Source organism: Paenibacillus jepli (genome assembly GCF_047238105.1).
Lineage (GTDB): Bacteria > Bacillota > Bacilli > Paenibacillales > Paenibacillaceae > Paenibacillus_D.
In genome coordinates, this window is the sequence record NZ_JBDFMD010000001.1 from 4,100,421 (window position 1) to 4,118,995 (window position 18,575).

Here is an 18,575-nt window from a genome sequence, read left to right on the forward strand (position 1 = left end):
GCCAGGAATGAGATACGGGGGATCATCAGGACGAGGAGGTGACTTATGGATACGAGAGTGATCGGGAAGATGTGGGCGATGCTGCAAAATGACCCGGGGGAGATCCCGGAGACGGCTGCCCGCTTCCGGGGGGAGGTGCTGAAGCAGGCGAAGCTCCCCTTCCCCTACCATGCATTCCTCGGCTTGCTGGCTGAATGCACGGATCAGGACAAGCAACGTCTGGCCCAGCGGTGCGGAATCCGGCTGAGGGCCAAGGCGGGCAAGGCTTTTCCCGACCAGCAGTTCGTGCAGCTGTTGCGTCCCAGGCTGATCCAATCCGCCGAGCGATTAAGGGTGCTCCAGGCGATCCTGCAATCGGTTCTGCCGCTGTACGGCGAGTCGGAGGATGAATCGCCCGTGCAGCATCTGGAGACAGAATCGCAGCTGGTGGAGGCGTATGGCAGATGGCATTATTACTGGTCGCTGCGGTTCTTTCCCGAGAAGGACGAGCAACTGGAGCAACGCTTGCTGGCGCTGGAGAGCGAGGGCAAGGAGGAAGTGAACCCGACGCCCGGAGCTGGGGCCTCCTCCGGGCCGCCTGCCGGCGTGGAGGCAGCGCCGGGTAGCCGGGATGTGAGGGAGACGCGAGAAGAACGGCTCGTCCTGCGCGAGCGAGAGCGGCGGGGGCAGGCGGAACGTGAGCGTGATGCGCTCGGCAAGCAGCTGCGCAAGCTGGAGCGGGATTACAGCAGGCTGTGTCAGCGGATGGAGGCGCTCACTGAGGCGCAGGCGGCGCAGCGCAGCCGGATAGAGACGCTAGGCCATGAGCGGGATCAGGAAGCCGAGCAGGCGGCCAGACTAGACCAGGACAGACGGCGGCTGAGCCGTCAGCTGATGGAAGCGCAGCAGGAGGCAGAGGCCCTCCGGCGCAGCGGGGCCGAGTGGCAGAGCAGGCACGCAGCGCTGGAGCAGCAGATGAGACGCGAGCTCGAGCGTGCGGCGGGGGCGCGTGAGGACGGGCAGGCGAGGGAGACCTCTCAGCCTGGGCACAGGGCTGAGGTCCAGCAAGCGCAGGAAGCTCAGCCAGCCAGGCACACGCTGGAGCCGGGGGATGGGCCTGCTGTCGTATCCGCGGCAGTCCGCCTTCTGAACGAACAGGTCGACCGTCTGTACAGCACACTGCGCTCCGCCCCGGAGCCTGCCGTTCAAGCCCAGGTGCGCACACGCTTGAGCGATGCGCTGCAGCTCATCAATCAACTGGAAGCGTTCTTTGCGACTGCAGAGGAACTGCCGCCGCCTTCCGGGCTTGAGCCTTCGGCTCCGCCGCAGGACAGCCCTGTGCAGCCGACTCTGCCGGCAGAAGGCGAACTCCCGCAGCCAGCTCCGGGGATGGCTGAGAACGGCCGGGCCGGCACGTTCTATCGCCGGGATCATGGCGGCTATATTGTACTGGAGCACGGGGAGAGCTTCAACATTCCCGAGTCCATGGTGAATGCGGTGGGACTGGAGCACGAGGCGGAAGTGTTATGCGAGCCTCAAGTCCGTGACGACGGTACCATGGGACAGCACCTTACGATTCTCTTGCAGGGGGATGATACCCATGCGCCGATCCGGCAATATATGGGGTATGTCGAACTGGGTGAGCACTTCGCCCTCTATGCCGTCGATATGAATGATACCGCCAACCGTTTTCCCATCCATGAGAAGGATGTGGAGATGCAAGAGCCGCAGGATGGCGACCCCTGCTCGTTCAATGTCTCCCTTGACGGGGAGGTGGCGCGTCTCTCCAGGCTATACAAACGCTCGGAGCCGTTATCCGCAGCAGAGACCCAGGCACGATCCAGAGCGAGCGAGCGCGCCAGAACCGACAAGCCGGCGAGAAGTCCGTTTCTGGCAGGCTGCCGAATTGCTGTCGTCGGCGGGCTGTCCAAATGGTTCGAATCCGTCGTCAGGGAGACGGGGGCCGAGCTCGTCCACGAGACCGGCGAGAACCCGGAACGCATTCATGCGCCGCTGCGGCGTTGCCACGCCTTGTTCCTGTTGTTGACCAGCAACTCCCACAACGCCACCTGGAGCTGCATCGAGATCGCCAAGGCCGAGGAGATCCCCCACTTCCGCATTGAAGGCTCCAAGTCTAACCTCCGCCAGCAGCTGTGGGACAATCGGGAGCTGATTCGTTCCATCGCCGCAGGAGAACAGAAGGAACCCCGATCGTAGCAGGTTATCCCACCCCGAGAGGCGCGCTGCCGGCTCATCACCTTCATCTCTGGTGCGGGCGTGGCACTGTAAAAATCCTCATGTCACGGCAATGAGGATTTTTTGATGCGATTGAGGAATAATTTCCGCCAGTCGGCTATTCAGGGCGTGAAGAAGCCGAAGGTGTATACGCGTGAGTTGTTTAGCCGGGATTAGGCTCTCTTCAATCGAGGAGGCTCTGACCAGGCTTTTTGTCTTACGTGAGAGCCGTGCAGGGAATGTGATATGATGTAGGGACACGGATGAAGAAGCCCAAGGAGTGAGCATTGATGGGGAAATATGACGGGAAATGTCGGCACTGCAAACGCCAATTCGCCTCGCATGAGTGTGTGCGCCTATGAGGGATAAAGTCGTCCCTGATCTGTCTGGCGCATTCTTCCTTCTCGCTCCATGCTTTCCCATAATCGTTCAGCGTTTGTAATAGCTGCCGATTGTAACTCAATTAGTTGTTCGTACATACCTGTCGAGCTGTGAGTATATTGGATCCCCAATTTTCTACTAATTCTTTCATCATAGTCAGCCACAGCAGTAGAGAGATACTGAAAATGCAGAACAAACCACAGTTCAAAACATTGAACGGAGTAAATGGCTTTAAATCCCTTTCTCCTAGCTAACTCAACAGCTTCTCGAAGCTCAGGAGTTTTCCTGTCGCAATCAAATACACACCACACGTCTGCTTTTGAGATAGACCCTAGCTTTGCATCTTTTTCGCGAAGCACTCGTTCAGCCCTTCTGACTACTTGTACATGCTGTCCCGCGCCGCCCTCGATATGTACAGGCTCGTGTCCGTACCTTAAACCACTGCTGGTGGTACCGCCTAGGTTATTATAATAAGGGAAGCTTTTAAAGTAATCGACTTCGGTTACTGACCCTTCACATACAATAATAAAATAGGGATTGGGACGCACATTCTTTTTCTTGCGTTTGTAGCTCTCATCACTTCTTCTACCTCTCATTTATATCAACCTCTTGACTCTTTACAGCAAGCTCAAATGAACCGAGATAGGGGACAGCTCCGAAGCGCCCGGCCAAATAATTATTCAGATAGTTGAAGTTATTACGGATATCCAGATCAATATCATATAGGCTGTATAGTGAACTGACACCGTATTTATTCTTCTCCGTAAAGAAAATCTGGTCTCTTCTGAGCAAAGCAGGATTCATTAATAGGGTATTGTGCGTAGTGCAGATTAACTGGGCATGCTTCGGGTTATGCACCGAGCTATTAAACATCTGAATAATTCGTTCGCACACTAGCGGGTGTAGAGAACTGTCAATCTCATCAACTAATAAAATGCCACCATACTTTAAAGCTTGTAAAATTGGATATTGTAGGTTATAGAGTTTAACAGTGCCCCTCGACTCCATATCCAGTGGGAATTGTTCTTCTCCAGCCAATTGATTGCTATCATCATATTTATGATGATGCATGTACGTTTCGTATTTCACGTCTTCAATCTCTCTCGTATTTTCCAACAGTGTACCAAGCCGATTGAGGAATTCAATTTCCTCTTGGGTTCTCTTTTCCTTGGCAACGGATATATTTGTTACGCCGATGTCCGCAGCTTTTAATAATGAAACAAGCTCTTCTTTTTGAAGAAAAGAATCTGGCTTTTGATCTACGAGCTGTTCCTGAATAAGAGCAGTGTAAGCAGTATCGGACTGTATGGGCTTCATATGCGAGCTTAAATAGATTAGAATTTGCTTTGCCCATTCGAACTGTTTAATGGAATCCTGACCCAGAGTGAAGATGAACGGCCTACGCCGGTCCGGCTTGATAAAATCTAAAGCCTTCTTATCTCCAAAGTAACTGCCTGTAGTTAAGATGCCATTTCTATCCCTGACAAAATAACATGCTTCGGTACGGTTGGGTACAAAGTACAACCATTCTTCACAAATCCCTTGGTGGTCCAATTCAATACCATACCGGTGTCGCTGGCCATTCAAGAAAAATGACAATTCAAATCCGATGGGGTTCTCGTCGCTATAGGTATCCAGTTTAAAGGTAGGCAGGTTGGCAAATAGAGCGTCTAAATCTGTTTTGGTGCGAAACAGTTGGTTTAAAAAAAACATGGCTGTAATCAAATTTGTTTTTCCACTGGCGTTTGCTCCAAAAATCGTGGCTGTCTTCAGCAGGGTTAGATTGCCTTGCTTGAACGTATTTGTCTCCGCCAATTCACGATTTTTATCGGCTACCATGGACAAGACAACTTCATCGCGGTAGGACAAAAAATTACTTGCGCGGAACTCAATTAACATAAACGTTTCCTCCCCGTTAGTTGAATCATAGCAGTCTTTATTTTTGCTCGCAAGATTTTTGCGATTTCTCTTCATAAAAGACACCATCGACTCTTGTTTTAATATATAGTATGCCTTAATCTAAGTGTTCCATTCCGAATGACTACCCGGATTCGGGTAAGCCCAAAAGTAATGGATGCTGCACAAGCTGATATTCGTATATCTATCTCTTATAAGGAGAGGTGTTGATTCTTTTGAAGCTACCCGCGCTCATCATCGCCAATGGCCTCCCCGGCTCCGGCAAGACGACGCTGACGCGGAGGCTGGCCCGGGATCTGCAGGTACCGCGCTTTGCCCGGGACGAGATCCATGAGACGCTCTACGAAGCGATGGACGGCCGGACGAGCGAGCTCCCGCCTGCACTTGGGCAGGGCGCATTTGCCATCATTTATTATGCGGCGGGACAGCTGTTGGCGGTGGGGCAGTCCTGTATCGTGGAGAATTACTTCGGCCGTCCGGCGCTGCGGTCCGGCGAGTTGCTGCAGCTCCAGCAGCAGCATCCGTATGAGCCGATCCAACTGCTCTGCAAGGCGGACGGCCCAGTGCTGGTGGAGCGCTTCCTGAAGCGCATGGTCGAAGAGGATCGGCATAGCGGCCTCCAGGACCAGGCATGGATCGACGAACACCGGACACGGCTGTTGCAGGGCGAGCTGGAGCCGCTGGCTGTCGGCGGGACGCTGATCGAGGTCGATACGACGACCCCGGAGCGGATGGATTATCCGTCGCTGCTCTCGCGTCTTCGGGCGCTGATAGAAGCGGCTGAAGGCTGAGCACTGGGCAGTAGATTGTTAAGCAAGCCGATGTCGGGATCCCGCCGATGTCGGCTCTTGTTTATATCGTTTATAGGTTTGGGACCCCCGCAAAGTACCGGAAGATGCTTCGCAGCCAAGCCACACTTTGCGGGGTTATTTTACATATATATCCTTTTTGTTCAGTGAGTTGTCAGCGGGGCGAGTTATGATGAGAGAAATGCATGTGTCTGCGTGGGACAAGCGAGGAACACCGAGTGCAGCTGGGGGCTGCGGTGCCTGGCTGGTAGCCGTACGAGCAGCGTGATATCATACTCCATTATGAGAGGAATGAAGTGTGTTGAGGAGCGATAGTAGGAGCAGGTTCAGAAAAGGGGTCAGTCTGGCAATTATAGGGTTACTTGTATGGGGTATACTGTCTGGTCCAGGAGCTCGGCTGGCGTATGCGGCGGAAGTGACGGTGATGGATTGGACCGGGTTGACCGAGGCCTTTGCAACCAGTGCAAGCGGTACGACGATCCGCTTGGGCGACAACATCATACAGTCGAGTGGTTCACTGGCTGTACCGACTGGAAGCGATCTGACACTCGATCTGGCAGGGTATACGTTATCCATAGCTTCCTCTGCATATGGGGCTCCGGCCATTCGTGTGGATGCTGGAACGTCGCTCACGATCGAAGACTCCAGCCCGAACGGGAGCGGGGCGCTAACCGCCAGGTCACTGTCGAACTCGAGCGCTCCGGGGATCGGGGCGGGTCCACGCGGCAGCACAGGGACGATCACCATCAACGGCGGGACGGTCACCGCTTCAGGCGATGTTTACTCTGCGGGAATCGGTGGCGGGAATGAAACGGTTGTAGGTGCGATTACCATTAACGGCGGGACGATAACTGCTAATGGTAATACCGGGGGTGCCGGGATCGGGGGAGGCATGTTGGGCGACGGTGGAACGATTACGATTAATGGTGGTACCATAACGGCAAATGGTGGTCCAGGCGGCGCCGGAATCGGGGGAGGCATTCAACGTGGCAGCGGGAACATAACCATCAACGATGGCACGGTGTACGCAACTGGTAATAATGGCGGTACTGGAATCGGGGTCGGCTATGAGGGCAGCGGAGGCACGATCGTCGTCCAAGGCGGCACGATCACCCCCGCCACTGGCGTTGCCTATAGCATTTCCGTCATTGGGACGGGGCAAAGCGGTGGTGATTCCTCGGTCTTTCTGACCAATAACGGCACGATAAACATACCGAGAAACTACCGATTAATTATCCCACAAGGTCTCGTCGTACATAATTCTGGAACCATCAGCGGAGAGGGCCGCATCGCTGGTGGCGGCACGCTCAATAATTCAGGTACCATCACAGTTCCTGTCGACGGGCCGCAAGTAGAAGGAAGCGCCTTTGAGCTTCGTTTCCATCTGAACGGCGGTTCCGGTTCGATCTCTCCTGTGACATTATATGCCGCCACGCTGCAGCAAGCCGGCAGGAGCTTGCCGGAACCGGTCCGACATGGCTATGCGTTCGCAGGGTGGTATACACAGCTGGAGGACGGGGTGGAGGTGACAGACACGTATGTCTTTGGCAGTGATCTGGATGTGTACGCCCGCTGGACGGATGCAACCCCGCCAACAGTGACGTTAAGCAGCCCGGCGGCCAATCGGGTGAATAGCCCGTTCACCGTGACGGCGACGTTCAGTGAAGCGGTGACCGGTTTCACAGTCGGGGATGTCTCGGTGTTGAACGGATCGGTGAGCAGCTTGATGACGAGCGATAATGTGACCTATACGTTCACAGTAACGCCGGCGGCGGAAGGTCTGGTTACCGTGACGGTCCCGGCGGGAGGGGTCAATGATGCGGCGGGTAACGGAAACGAGGCATCTGCGCCACTGACGCGGATGTATGACGGAACGGCGCCGACGGTGACACTGAGCAGCACGTCTGTCGATCCGTTGAATGGTGCGTTCACCGTAACGGCGACGTTCAGTAAAGCGGTGACCGGTTTCACAGTCGCGGATGTGGCGGTGCTGAACGGATCGGTGAGTAGCTTGATGACGAGCGATAATGTGACCTATACGTTCACAGTGACGCCGGCGGCGGACGGTCTGGTTACGGTGAGCATTCCGGCGGGAGCGGCGAATGATGCGGCTGGAAATGGGAACGAGGCGTCAGCGCCGCTGACACGGATGTATGACGGGACGGCGCCGACGGTGACGCTAAGCTCCACAGCGGTCGATCCGGTGAACGGTGCGTTCACGGCAACAGCGACGTTTAGCGAAGCGGTAGTGGGCTTTGGAGTGGAAGATGTTACGGTGACGGGTGGAGAGGCCGGGAGCTGGAATGCAGTCGATGCAGCAACCTATACGTTTGAGGTGACGCCAACGGCGGACGGTCTGGTCACGGTGAGCATCCCGGCGGGAGTGGCCAATGATGCGGCGGGTAACGGAAACGAGGCCTCCGTGCCGCTCACACGGACGTATGATGGAACGGCGCCGACGGTGACGCTAAGCTCCACAGCGGTCGATCCGGTGAACGGTGCGTTCACGGCAACAGCGACGTTTAGCGAAGCGGTAGTGGGCTTTGGAGTGGAAGATGTTACGGTGACGGGTGGAGAGGCCGGGAGCTGGAATGCAGTCGATGCAGCAACCTATACGTTTGAAGTAACGCCGACGGCGAACGGTCTGGTTACGGTGAGCATCCCTGCGGGAGCGGCGAATGATGCGGCAGGCAACGGGAACGAGGCGTCAGCGCCGCTGACACGAACGTATGACGGGACGACGCCGACGGTGACGCTGAGCAGTACGTCTGTCGATCCGTTGAATGGTGCGTTCACGGTAACAGCGACGTTTAGTGAAGCAGTAACGGGTTTCGCCGCCAGCGATGTGACAGTGGTGAACGGCATCGCGGGGAGCTGGAGTGCGGACGATGAGGTCACCTATACGTTTGAGGTAACGCCGACGGCGAACGGTCTGGTTACCGTGACGATCCCTGCGGGAGTGGTCAATGATGCGGCGGGTAACGGAAACGAGGCCTCTGCGCCACTGACACGGATGTATGACGGGACGACGCCGACGGTTGCGCTCAGCAGCACGTCTGCGGATCCGTTGAATGGTGCGTTCTCTGTGACGGCGACTTTCAGCGAAGCGGTAACGGGTTTCGCCGCCAGTGATGTGACGGTGGTGAACGGAGAAGCGGGCAGCTTGAATGCGGACGATGCGTTCACCTATACATTTGAAGTGACGCCGACGGCGGACGGTCTGATTACGGTGAGCATCCCGGCGGGAGCGGCCAATGATGCGGCAGGCAACGGGAACGAGGCCTCTGCGCCGCTGACACGGATGTATGACGGGACGGCGCCGACGGTGACGCTGAGCAGCACGTCTGTCGATCCGGTGAACGGTGCGTTCACTGTGACGGCGACGTTCAGTGAAGCGGTAACGGGTTTCGCCGCCAGCAATGTGACGGTGGTGAACGGAGAAGCGGGCAGCTTGAATGCGGACGATGCGTTCACCTATACATTTGAAGTGACGCCAACGGCGGACGGTCTGGTCACGGTGAGCATTCTGGCGGGAGCGGCGAATGATGCGGCTGACAATGGGAACGAGGCGTCTGCGCCGCTGACGCGGACGTATGACGGGACGGAGCCGACGGTGACGCTGAGCAGCACGTCTGTCGATCCGTTGAATGGTGCGTTCACTGTGACGGCGACTTTCAGCGAAGCGGTAACGGGTTTCGCCGCCAGTGATGCGACGGTGGTGAACGGAGAAGCGGGCAGCTTGAATGCGGACGATGCGTTCACCTATACGTTTGAGGTAACGCCGACGGCGAACGGTCTGGTTACCGTGACGATCCCTGCGGGAGTGGTAAATGATGCGGCAGGCAACGGGAACGAGGCCTCTGCGCCACTGACACGGATGTATGACGGGACGGCGCCGATCCTGGCGATCGACTCACCCGGCAGCTCCGAACCAGCACAAAGCTTCCAGCCGGTGGTCACGGTCACCGACGCCAGCGAGCTGACTGTGCTGCGCTATGCTTGGTCGTCAACGTCAACAGCCCCGGCGGCGGAAGACGCAGCTTGGCAGACCTTCACCAGCGGTCAGGCGCTGGTATGGAATGAAGGAGACGGCGACCGATATCTGCATATCTATGCCAGGGATGCGGCGGGGAACGAGCAGTCCGCGTCGTTCGGCCCCTATGTACTGGACAATACAGAGCCCGTCCTCGAGCTCATCGGTGACGATCCGTATGAGCTTCCAGCCGGACAACCGTACGTGGAGCCAGGCGCCCGGGCGACTGACAATATCGACGGCGCGATAGATACCAGTGCCATCCTCATCAGCGGGGAAGTGGATACGACTCGTCCGAGCAGCTATGACGTGCACTATACTGTCAGCGACCGTGCGGGCAATACCGCGACGGCAACCCGTAGTGTCCATGTGTATGATGGCGATCCTCCGGTGATCACGCTGCTCGGCGCCGATCCATTGGTCATCGCCGTGGATAGCAGCTATGAGGAGCCCGGAGCCACAGCCTACGATGAGCAGGACGGTGACCTCACTGCGGATATTATCGTCACTGGCTCAGTTGATACACAAGAGGTCGGAACGTATACACGGTTGTATAACGTCTCTGACAGGGCAGGAAACGCTGCGGCGGAAGTGAGCCGAACCGTGCATGTGATCGCCCCGCCCGTGCTGGAGCTGATCGGCCCGGCTGAGATGTCGCTGGTGCAGGGTGGAACATTCAACGATCCTGGAGCAACGGCCACAGATGCCTATTACGGCAGCCTGAGCGAGCAGATCACAGTGAGTGGCAGCGTAGACACGCGGACACCTGGAGTATACACATTGCGATATACGGTGGACAATCCGATCGGACAAACGGCCGCAGCGGTTCGGACGGTGACTGTCACGCAGGCGCCTGCACCAGGCGGGCCGAATAACGGCTGGTGGTACTGGGAACCTGAGGATGGAGACGATACGGACCCTGACGGCACTACGGACGACGAGCCGGACAACATGGTGGAGCTGGTCCTGAATGGCCGGACGGTGTCGGTGGATGCGGTGAAGGAATCAACCGGCGATGGCCGGACGGTGGTGCGGCTGCGACTGACGGCGGCGCAGGTTGCTGACTTGTTCGCCGCTCGGGTCGATGAGCCAGCCCGAGCCGCGAGCCGCGGCGAAGTGGCTCTCCTCAGCCTATCGGTCCAGGCGGCTGCATCGTCGGCAATCCCGGCCGAGGCGGTGGTCGCCATCGATGGGATCGGCGATGTGGTCGTTCTGGAGCTGCCAGCCTCAGCGCTCCAGGACGTGTCGCGTACGTGGCCGTCCGCCCGGCTGCGGCTGATCGTGGACGGTCACGGCCTGCTCCTGCCGCTGGAAGCGGTGGAGCAGGTCTCGGCCGATGCCGTGGTGGCGCTGACGATCGGTCGGGTCTCGTCTGCCGACCGCGATGCGGCGGCGCGTGCGATCGCGGGGATGGAGGCAGAGGCACTGCTGGCCCACCCGGTCGCCTTCGCGCTAACTGCGGACGGCCGTCCCGTGGTCGGCTGGGATGGGGCGTATCGGGAGCGGACGATGACGCTGCCTGCGCCGGCGGGAGCCGAACAGGCGACGGCGGTCTGGATTGACGGGCGGGGAGGGCTGCATTTCGTCCCTTCGGTATTTGGCAGTGGCGGCCGCACGATCACGATGCCGACGCGGCAGGACGGGGCGTACACGGTAATCCGCTCGGCGCGATCGTTTGCGGACTTGGCAGGGCACTGGGCGCAGCAAGAGATTGAACAGATGGCCAACAAACAGATTGTGTCGGGACGGGAGCCCGGCATGTTCGCGCCGTCGGAATCGGTGACACGGGCGGAATTTGCCGCACTGCTGGTACGCGGACTTGGTCTGCCGGAGCGGGCAAGCACCTTGTCGTTCACGGATGTGGCGGCCACGGACTGGTACGCGGGAGCCGTCGCGACCGCAAGCGAAGCGGGGCTGGTGCACGGGTATGAGGACGGCACCTTCCGGCCCCAGGCGCGGATCACACGCGAGCAGATGGCAGTTATGATCGGCCGGGCCATGGCGTATGCCGGGCAGGCGCCGGGCGGATCGGCGGGGGAGACGTCGGGAGCCGGTACGTTCGCCGACGAAGCGGAGATCGCGGAATGGGCGAAGGAGGCGGTCACGCAGTTAACCGGGATGGGGATCATCCAAGGTGTGACGGCGACGACGTTTGCACCGCAAGCAGAGGCTTCGCGCGCGCAGAGCGTAGTCATGCTGAAGCGGCTGCTGCAAGACCTCGGCTTTGTCAATCTGAATATATAAGGCTATCCCCGAAGGGTCTCACCATTGCCGCTTAGCGATTGAATCGTACTTGTCAGCTCTACCAACTGGTTGCGGGGATGTCTTCAACGGAACTCAGAAGCTTTATTGCTCGGAAGAGATGCTTCTTTGGAAGATTGAGTTGCATTAGCGGCAAAAAGGGTCGTTGCAGCTGCTAACACCGAAGATTGCGACATATGAAAGTAGGGCTGCTAGCCGGGCTCGCCACCCCCACAGGTGCAAAAGTATATCTAAAAAGCTCCGGGTTGGTCTGTTAAAGTTAAAAAACGATTTCATATAAATGGTTATGTGGTAATGGTTATATGGTAAGCTCAAACTAGCAATTATAGGGGGGCGACAGGTTGCGCATCATGGAAACTAAGCTGGCATCCAAAACAGGAGATCCTGATACCTGTGAAGACCGGTATTGTCTAACTGAGCACTATGCATGTGTGATCGATGGCGCTACAGATGTGTCAGGCAAACGATACGGCAATCGGACCTCGGGACAGGTGATCGCCAGCGCCCTGGAGGAAGGGGTCCGCGCCCTGCCTCCCGGTCTGGGGATCGAGCAGTTGATGAAGCAGCTCAACGAGCGGCTTATCCAAACCTATCAAGAGCTGGGGATGTACGATGAGATACAGGAGCATCCTCACTCGATACCGTCTGCCTCCATGGCGCTGTACAGTCCTCAGAGGCATCAAGTCTGGATGATCGGCGATTGCCAGTGCATGCTGGACGGCGAGCTGTACAGCAATGAAAAAAAGGTCGATTCGATTACGGCCTATACCCGTTCGATGCTGCTGGAATCCGAAGTGCTGAGAGGGAAGACCATCGCCGAGCTGATGGAGAGCGATCCAAGCCGCGGCGTCATTCGTCCGCTCATCCAAGCCCAGTATGTGATGCAGAATACTGCACAGCCCTCGCAATACGGCTATGTGGCAGTGACCGGTTTCGAGTTTGATCTTGGTCAGATCAAGATGGTGGATGTGCCGGCTGCGACCAGAGAGCTGGTCCTGGCCTCGGATGGCTACCCGCTGTTGAGGCCCACGTTGGCCGAATCTGAAGCGGAGCTGCAGCGGATCCTGGAGACGGATCCGTTATGCTTCAGAGAGTACAAGCTGGCCAAGGGGCTCCAAGCAGGTAATGAATCTTTTGATGACAGGACTTATGTCAGGCTGGAACTGCCTGCGCGCGGGTAGGATAGCATACACCTTCTAAAGACACACATCGAGCTGAGGCTTGGTGTGTGTATAGCCGTTACGCTTAAGCCATCTTTCATCATCTGACCAACTTGGCATTTTGTCGTTCAGTAACTGAGTTACCGATTCAGCATCGTCTTTTAATAAGACACGAGAGATGTAGGGTGCATGCTTGCGGGTATTAGGGGCGGCGGTATACCTTGCGTAGTCATGGAAATAATCTTGGGCATAATCAAGTAATTGTCTAATACTCTGAGCGGAGCTCTTCCAAGGTAGCTCCGTCTGCTACGATAACATCCCGGTTTCGACGGATGGCTTGCGGCTTCTCGCGAACGACGTTGTCGATAAAAGCGCTCATATTCGCACGTACCTGCGTAGCTAATAGTGCCTCCATGAACATACCTCCTCACCCCCTCTAGTATCATCAAAAGCATATTATGTACATAATGTACACATTGTACATAAGGGGCAATGTGTACACCTTATATAGGATATTTCTCTCCTCATCCTGCGCTTCTCGTCTCCCACTGCGAAGATAGCCGCCACCGCCAGCCGGAACAAGACGGCGCGTTGGAAACCAGCGGTCTCTGTACTGTATCGCAACCGTAAACGGAAAAGCGATTTGCCAAACAAAAGAACAGGGAGCGGTCTACACCCGCTCCCCCTGTCCCGATATGATCTTGACGACACCGTTCTCGATCCCGACAACATAGACCAGGCTGTACGTGCTGGTCACCTGCTTGCCATCTTCGTCTTCGACGGCTTCGATGAGCAGCGTCACTTCTGCGAACAGCTCACTCGTCAGGTTCGCCTCGAGACGGGTCACACTCACGCCCAGCGTGTTGTTGTAGCCCTCGGCGAACTGTTCGTAGCTCATACGTTCCTGCCACCCGCTGCTGAGCAGCCCGTAGGCCGTGGCATAATCGCCGCTGTCGACACTCTCGTAGAAGTAGCCCACGATATACTTGCTGTCCCTTAGGAAATCCTCCTCGGTGTAGACAGGCTCCTGCTCCGACTCTGGCAAGGCCGGAGGCGCATCCGGATTCCCGCCGGGGGCCTCACCGGGAGGCGCGGCCGGCACCTCAGCCAGGGACGGGTCCGGATTGGCGCTCCATCCCTCCAGGATGTGGACGACCTGGTAGTAGGGGATGCTGAAGCCGATCGTGCCCGTATCCGCAGCCGCAGAATTGATGCCGATTACCTTGCCCGTGCTCTGCATGACGAGCGGTCCGCCGCTGTTGCCCTGAGTGATGGGGGCGGAGATCTGGTATGCGCCGACATATTTGGTCTGCTCGATCTGCAGATCGCGGTCGACGCCGCTGATGATGCCCGTCGTCACTGTATTCTCGAGTCCCAGCGGACTGCCAAAGGCCAGCACCTCGTCGCCGATATCGGCCTTGGTCTCGGCATCCATCTCCAGCGGCTCCATCCCCGCCAGCTCCTCTACCCGCACGATAGCGATATCTTTCTCGATGTTCATCCCGATGATCGTGCCCCGATGGGTGCTCGTGTCGCTCATCCGTACCGAGACTTGTTGCGCGCCTGCGACGACATGCGCGTTGGTGACGATATCCCCCAGCTCGTTATACAGGAAACCGGAGCCGATACCCTCCCCCTGAGGGGAGACGGTCTGGATGGAGACGACCCGCTGCTGATGCGTGCGGATCAAGTCCTTGAGCTCGGGCGATTGTTCGGCGGTGTCCTGCTCCGGCTCGATGGTCCCGAGGGAGGCCGACGCTGTCAGGGACGGCTCGCTCCATCGCTCATGCAGAACGTACAGCGCGCCTCCGCCGGAGAGCAGGATGACCAGGCACAGTAAGGTTGACAGCATTCTTTTCATCGGCGTTGCTCCCTTCGTGTTTAATTAGTCGTTCTACCCGTCCAGCGGGTGACCAGCGCCCGGAACATGTTCTCGCCGTCCTCATGAGAAGCCTGGAATCCGGCTTCGGCACCTGGCGCGACTGTCTGGGGCGAGACATTCGTCGTGTGCTGCCCTAGCAGCCGATCTTCTTGGTCATAGATGTCGTAATAAATGACGAGCGACTGCAACGTGTAGGAAGACACATTCTTCAAGATGCCCTGGATATGAAAACGTCCCTGATCATCCAGCTGCACCTGGAACTCCAGAATCTCGACGGCATTCTGCTGTTGATCCTGCTTCGCCTGCTCCGAGGCCGCTTGCGCGGCAGCCTCAGCTTGCTCTGCCTCAATCTCTGCCTTGAGCGCGGTCAGATCCCCGTTGTCCGGAGCAAGCGACAGAGCTTCATCTACCACCGATAGGGCAGACGGGAAGTCGCCGGTCGCCAGGTGCGCTGCGGCGGCCTCCTGAGCAAGCTCGACCGCCTTCTCTCTGATCTCCTCCCGGAAGGTCTCGGCTTCCTCGCCCTCGTACGACCGGAGGCGGTTCATCAGGGGGATCAGCTCCGTGACCGTGGACCGGGCAGCCAGTTCGGCCCTGGCACCTGCGAATACGCTAGCTTGCTCCAGACGCTGGATCTCCTCGTGAAGCTGCTCATAGACCGGGCCGCTCCGCCACTGGAGCTGCGTCTTGACGTCTGCGATCGCGTCGCCTGCCTCTTCATAGCGTTCTTCCTCCATATGGCTACGCGCCGCCGCCACAGTCTCCTGGAGGGCAATCGCATCCTCCAGCACGGTCTGGTGCTCCAGCAGCGCCGGGTGCGACGGGCGCTTGACCAGGGCCTGCTCGATCCGGGCGAGCCCCTCGGGGAGCTGATGGGCCAGCGCGAGCTCTTCCCCTTCGGCAAGGAGATCGCGGATCTCGCGGTGCTGCTGGTCGTGATACACGTAGAGGGCGGCTACAGCAGCCCCGACCAGGAGCAGGCAGACGAGCGGCGCGATCCAGAGCAGGTGGAAGGTCTTGCGCCGCGGGGCAGGCGGCGGTGCCGCTCCATCCGCGCTCTGCACAGCACCTGTCGTTCCGACTCTGTCGGTGCCCGCTGGCGTGTCGTTCTGGGCAGGGTGAGCGATGATGACTGTCTCCTTCGGCTCGCGGTGGTCATCCGTTCGGGCCGGCCCGGCGGGAGGGCGGGAGAAGCCGCCGCGAAGATCCTTGGGACCGGTACGGGCAATACGCTCTTCGGTGCGGTTGTCAGGTGCAGGTACAGCGGCTTCATGAGCTGTGTCTGGAGCCGACTGAACGGCATCCGCTGGATCACCAGGCTCGACGCTGGCAGGATCATCTGGCCGGACTGCAGCATCCTTGACATCCTGATGGCCGAAGCCGGTAGAGTCGTCTGACTGGACCGGAGCCTCTCCGGCATCCGGGTCCGAGATGTCTGTCGCTTCGTCGGGATACGGCCCGGGAGTGTTCCTCACATCCTCGGGATGCGGCCCGGGAGTGTCCGTCATATCCGGCGTATGCGACCCGGGAGTGCTGGGCACCACCTCGGCGTCGCCGGCGGCCGCTGTGCCGTCGGTCGCGCCCGCGGCGCCTTCCCGCCCGTCCGCTGGCTCCATCGCCGGTTCGTCTGTCTTGTCGGAGGCGTCCTCCCGCCCGGCGGCTTGCTCCATCGCAGGAGCGTCCGTCTGCACAGGATCAAGTCTGACCTCTCCGTCTACGCTCTGTACTTCCAGTCCGGTATCTGCTTCCTGGGCGGTTGCGCCGGTTGAGCCCGGATTCACAGGCTGGCCGGCGTCTTCTGAGACGCTCGCTCTCTCGGTTGGAGGGGTATGGTTACTGGCAGAAGCAGCAGCGCCTGCATCCTGCTTGCGGGCGCGGATGTCAGCCGCATCGCGCGCAGCGCCGCAGTGCGGACAAAATCGGCTCTCGGGCGGCACTTTCTTGCCGCATTGCGAACAATACATCGGATCACCTCTTCGATAAACCTGGGTTTATATTTATATATCTAATCGACAGACGGCTTTGCACTATCTCCAAATCATGCAGCATGGTCGCAGTGCAGTTGCTCCAAGGGAAGGAACGAGAGTGTCGATTAACAGCAAGCAACCGTGGAGATGGGATGACGAAGGATCATCGCCAGCCTGTAACGGAAATAAAGATCCCTGGCCTGGAAGTCCGCTATAAACCCACCTATGCGTAGTTGTCGCCAGTCTCGAAACCTACCTTGCGCTGCAGCAAGGCCGCCGTGTGACATCTTTGCTCAGCTGCTTCGAGACTTATGTGCTACGCGGCTCCTCTGGTAAAATTCGAGTTAAAAAATACTTATACCAAATAAAAGAAAATCAAACAGCGGACAGGCAGCAAACCGCACGCCAGAGGCGAATCGGGCCCGTTCTCTTCCCTTCGAACAAATGCCTACCCCATAACATACGCACTTCGCGCATGATCGGTTTCTTATTCATTGTCACAACTCGGTGTACGTCCTGAACCGGCTTCGGCACAAAAAGTTCGCCAGGCAGCCAAAAACTATGTGCGCCACGTCACAATCTTTCTGCGTATGGCCCTCTATAATGGGGATATCAAAAGCCGAAGCGAGGCAGAGAGGAAGATAACGGATGACTGTATATTTCACTGGAGAAGAGAAGGTCGGCGCGATCGTCACGGAGTTCCCTGGAGCCAGCAACCTGTTCAAGGAGGTGCGGATCGACTTCTGCTGCGGCGGCGACATCAGCCTGCGGGAGGCCGCCGCCCGCAAGAAGCTGGACGAGCCGGTGCTCCTGCAGCGGCTCAATGACAGCTATGAGCGGGCCAAGCTGCGGGCCGAGCCCGGTAAGACCGACTGGAAGAAGGCGAGCATCTCGCAATTGATCGACCATATCGTGCAACGTCATCACAAATATCTGCAGGCGGAGCTGCCGCTGCTCAGCGAGTTCGTCACCAAGGTGTTCCGCGTCCACGGCGTACATCAGCCGGAGCTGGCCCAGGTACACAAACGGTTCCACGAGATGAAGCTCGAACTGGATCAGCATCTGATTCAGGAGGAGGAGCTGCTCTTCCCGCTGCTGCTGGCTTATGGGGAAGACCCGACAGCCGACCGGCGTTATCGTGCGGTGCTGCGGATCCGCGAGCTCGAGGCAGATCATCAGGGAGTCGGCGATATCCTGAAGGAGCTGCGGGAGCTGACACGCGACTACACGCTGCCCCAGGGCGCTTGCAAGACGTATACACTGACGTATCACAAGCTGGCCGAGCTGGAGTCGGATCTGTTCGAGCATATTCATCTGGAGAATAACATTCTGTTCGCCAGGCTCGCTCCCGCTCAGGCATCGTGAAGGAGGTAGAAAAGATGCGAAGCGAATATCAAGTAGAATTATGCTTCATCCGCACCGGACAGCCGGAGGCGGCTTTTCCGGAGCTGGAAGCCAGGGTGCAGCGATTGTTTGCCGGCGTCCTCCGCTGCGCGGCCGAACGCAGGCAACGGGAAGGGCTGGATATCGCGACCGTCCGGCTCAGCGGCCGGCACACCCGGTGGTCCGACGAGCAGGAACTGGTGGATCATCTGGAGCGGGCGGTGCGATCGGGCGAGCTGGAGGATCTGTACGGCTACCAAGTCCGGCTGGAGCAGTTGGAGGACATGGCGGCCGACGAAGCGGAGCGACGGGTTGTGCGATGAGAGGACTGGTGTTAAGAAGCGGCGGACTCCAAGCGTCGAAATGAAGCTTGGAGTCCCGTTCTGAGCATTGATTGGACGCTCCAAGCCCCGAAACGGTGCTTGCATCCTGATCCGAGCGCCGCTCGGATCTTCTAAGGTCCTCAACGGCATCAGATCTCTGCCGCCGCCGGCGCGCTGCTGCCGGACTTTGGCTACATCCCGGTCGTTAAGCAGCCCATCCTTTCCTGGAGGATGGGCTGCTGTA

The 18,575-nt window shown here is 58.1% G+C and carries 12 protein-coding genes; 6 read left to right on the forward strand and 6 right to left on the reverse strand.

Annotated elements, in window-relative coordinates:
- The first annotated feature begins 45 nt into the window (after positions 1–45).
- Positions 46–2,196 carry a hypothetical protein gene (locus ABC336_RS17855; protein WP_413239929.1) on the forward strand — a complete coding sequence of 717 codons (2,151 nt, stop codon included), beginning with the start codon at positions 46–48 and terminating at the stop codon, positions 2,194–2,196.
- Positions 2,197–2,570: 374 nt separating this feature from the next.
- On the opposite strand, the gene ABC336_RS17860 is transcribed toward ABC336_RS17855, so the two are convergent.
- Both ABC336_RS17860 and ABC336_RS17865 read right to left on the reverse strand, forming a co-directional pair.
- Entirely contained in the window at positions 2,571–3,191 is a 621-nt protein-coding gene (locus ABC336_RS17860) for an RloB family protein (protein WP_413239930.1), read from the reverse strand.
- Entirely contained in the window at positions 3,181–4,494 is a 1,314-nt protein-coding gene (locus ABC336_RS17865) for an AAA family ATPase (protein WP_413239931.1), read from the reverse strand. Before ABC336_RS17865 ends, ABC336_RS17860 begins: the two co-directional genes overlap by 11 nt.
- Before the next feature lie 233 nt (positions 4,495–4,727).
- Between ABC336_RS17865 and ABC336_RS17870 the strand changes: the two genes are divergently transcribed.
- The 3 genes from ABC336_RS17870 to ABC336_RS17880 all read left to right on the forward strand — a co-directional run bounded on the left by ABC336_RS17870 (position 4,728) and on the right by ABC336_RS17880 (position 12,797).
- Positions 4,728–5,303 (forward strand): P-loop nucleotide/nucleoside kinase family protein, encoded by a 576-nt coding sequence (locus ABC336_RS17870; RefSeq protein WP_413239932.1) that lies wholly within the window; start codon positions 4,728–4,730, stop codon positions 5,301–5,303.
- A 442-nt stretch (positions 5,304–5,745) separates the two neighbouring features.
- Complete coding sequence (locus tag ABC336_RS17875; RefSeq protein ID WP_413242546.1) at positions 5,746–11,598, forward strand: Ig-like domain-containing protein; 5,853 nt, start codon at positions 5,746–5,748, stop codon at positions 11,596–11,598.
- Between the two features lie 359 nt (positions 11,599–11,957).
- A complete protein-coding gene (locus ABC336_RS17880) occupies positions 11,958–12,797 on the forward strand; it encodes a hypothetical protein (RefSeq protein WP_413239933.1) in 840 nt (279 codons plus the stop codon).
- 15 nt (positions 12,798–12,812) lie between these two features.
- On the opposite strand, the gene ABC336_RS17885 is transcribed toward ABC336_RS17880, so the two are convergent.
- The 4 genes from ABC336_RS17885 to ABC336_RS17900 all read right to left on the reverse strand — a co-directional run bounded on the left by ABC336_RS17885 (position 12,813) and on the right by ABC336_RS17900 (position 16,622).
- The gene (locus tag ABC336_RS17885; protein ID WP_413242547.1) at positions 12,813–13,046 is read right to left on the reverse strand and encodes a hypothetical protein; all 234 of its coding nucleotides are present in this window, start codon (positions 13,044–13,046) and stop codon (positions 12,813–12,815) included.
- The gene (locus ABC336_RS17890) at positions 13,042–13,191 is read right to left on the reverse strand and encodes a hypothetical protein (RefSeq protein WP_413239934.1); all 150 of its coding nucleotides are present in this window, start codon (positions 13,189–13,191) and stop codon (positions 13,042–13,044) included. The genes ABC336_RS17885 and ABC336_RS17890 overlap by 5 nt, the downstream gene beginning before the upstream one ends.
- A 255-nt stretch (positions 13,192–13,446) precedes the next feature.
- A complete protein-coding gene (locus tag ABC336_RS17895; RefSeq protein WP_413239935.1) occupies positions 13,447–14,637 on the reverse strand; it encodes a S1C family serine protease in 1,191 nt (396 codons plus the stop codon).
- A gap of 20 nt (positions 14,638–14,657) precedes the next feature.
- Positions 14,658–16,622, reverse strand: a complete 1,965-nt coding sequence (locus ABC336_RS17900; RefSeq protein ID WP_413239936.1) for an FxLYD domain-containing protein — start codon at positions 16,620–16,622, stop codon at positions 14,658–14,660.
- A 651-nt stretch (positions 16,623–17,273) separates the two neighbouring features.
- On the opposite strand from ABC336_RS17900, the gene ric reads away from it, so the two are divergent.
- A complete protein-coding gene (gene ric / locus ABC336_RS17905) occupies positions 17,274–17,990 on the forward strand; it encodes an iron-sulfur cluster repair di-iron protein (RefSeq protein WP_413239937.1) in 717 nt (238 codons plus the stop codon).
- A gap of 14 nt (positions 17,991–18,004) precedes the next feature.
- Positions 18,005–18,331: a hypothetical protein gene (locus tag ABC336_RS17910; protein ID WP_413239938.1), complete on the forward strand. Its 327-nt coding sequence runs from the start codon at positions 18,005–18,007 to the stop codon at positions 18,329–18,331.
- Positions 18,332–18,575: the final 244 nt, after the last annotated feature.

What these genes read in the sequence shown, in the direction of transcription:
- ABC336_RS17855 (WP_413239929.1), top strand. Translation starts at nt 46, where the DNA reads ATGGATACGAGAGTGATCGGGAAGATGTGGGCGATGCTGCAAAATGAC.
- ABC336_RS17900 (WP_413239936.1), bottom strand. Translation starts at nt 16,622, where the DNA reads ATGTATTGTTCGCAATGCGGCAAGAAAGTGCCGCCCGAGAGCCGATTT.
- ABC336_RS17910 (WP_413239938.1), top strand. Translation starts at nt 18,005, where the DNA reads ATGCGAAGCGAATATCAAGTAGAATTATGCTTCATCCGCACCGGACAG.
- ABC336_RS17860 (WP_413239930.1), bottom strand. Translation starts at nt 3,191, where the DNA reads ATGAGAGGTAGAAGAAGTGATGAGAGCTACAAACGCAAGAAAAAGAAT.
- ric (WP_413239937.1), top strand. Translation starts at nt 17,274, where the DNA reads ATGACTGTATATTTCACTGGAGAAGAGAAGGTCGGCGCGATCGTCACG.
- ABC336_RS17895 (WP_413239935.1), bottom strand. Translation starts at nt 14,637, where the DNA reads ATGAAAAGAATGCTGTCAACCTTACTGTGCCTGGTCATCCTGCTCTCC.
- ABC336_RS17865 (WP_413239931.1), bottom strand. Translation starts at nt 4,494, where the DNA reads ATGTTAATTGAGTTCCGCGCAAGTAATTTTTTGTCCTACCGCGATGAA.
- ABC336_RS17875 (WP_413242546.1), top strand. Translation starts at nt 5,746, where the DNA reads ATGGATTGGACCGGGTTGACCGAGGCCTTTGCAACCAGTGCAAGCGGT.
- ABC336_RS17890 (WP_413239934.1), bottom strand. Translation starts at nt 13,191, where the DNA reads ATGGAGGCACTATTAGCTACGCAGGTACGTGCGAATATGAGCGCTTTT.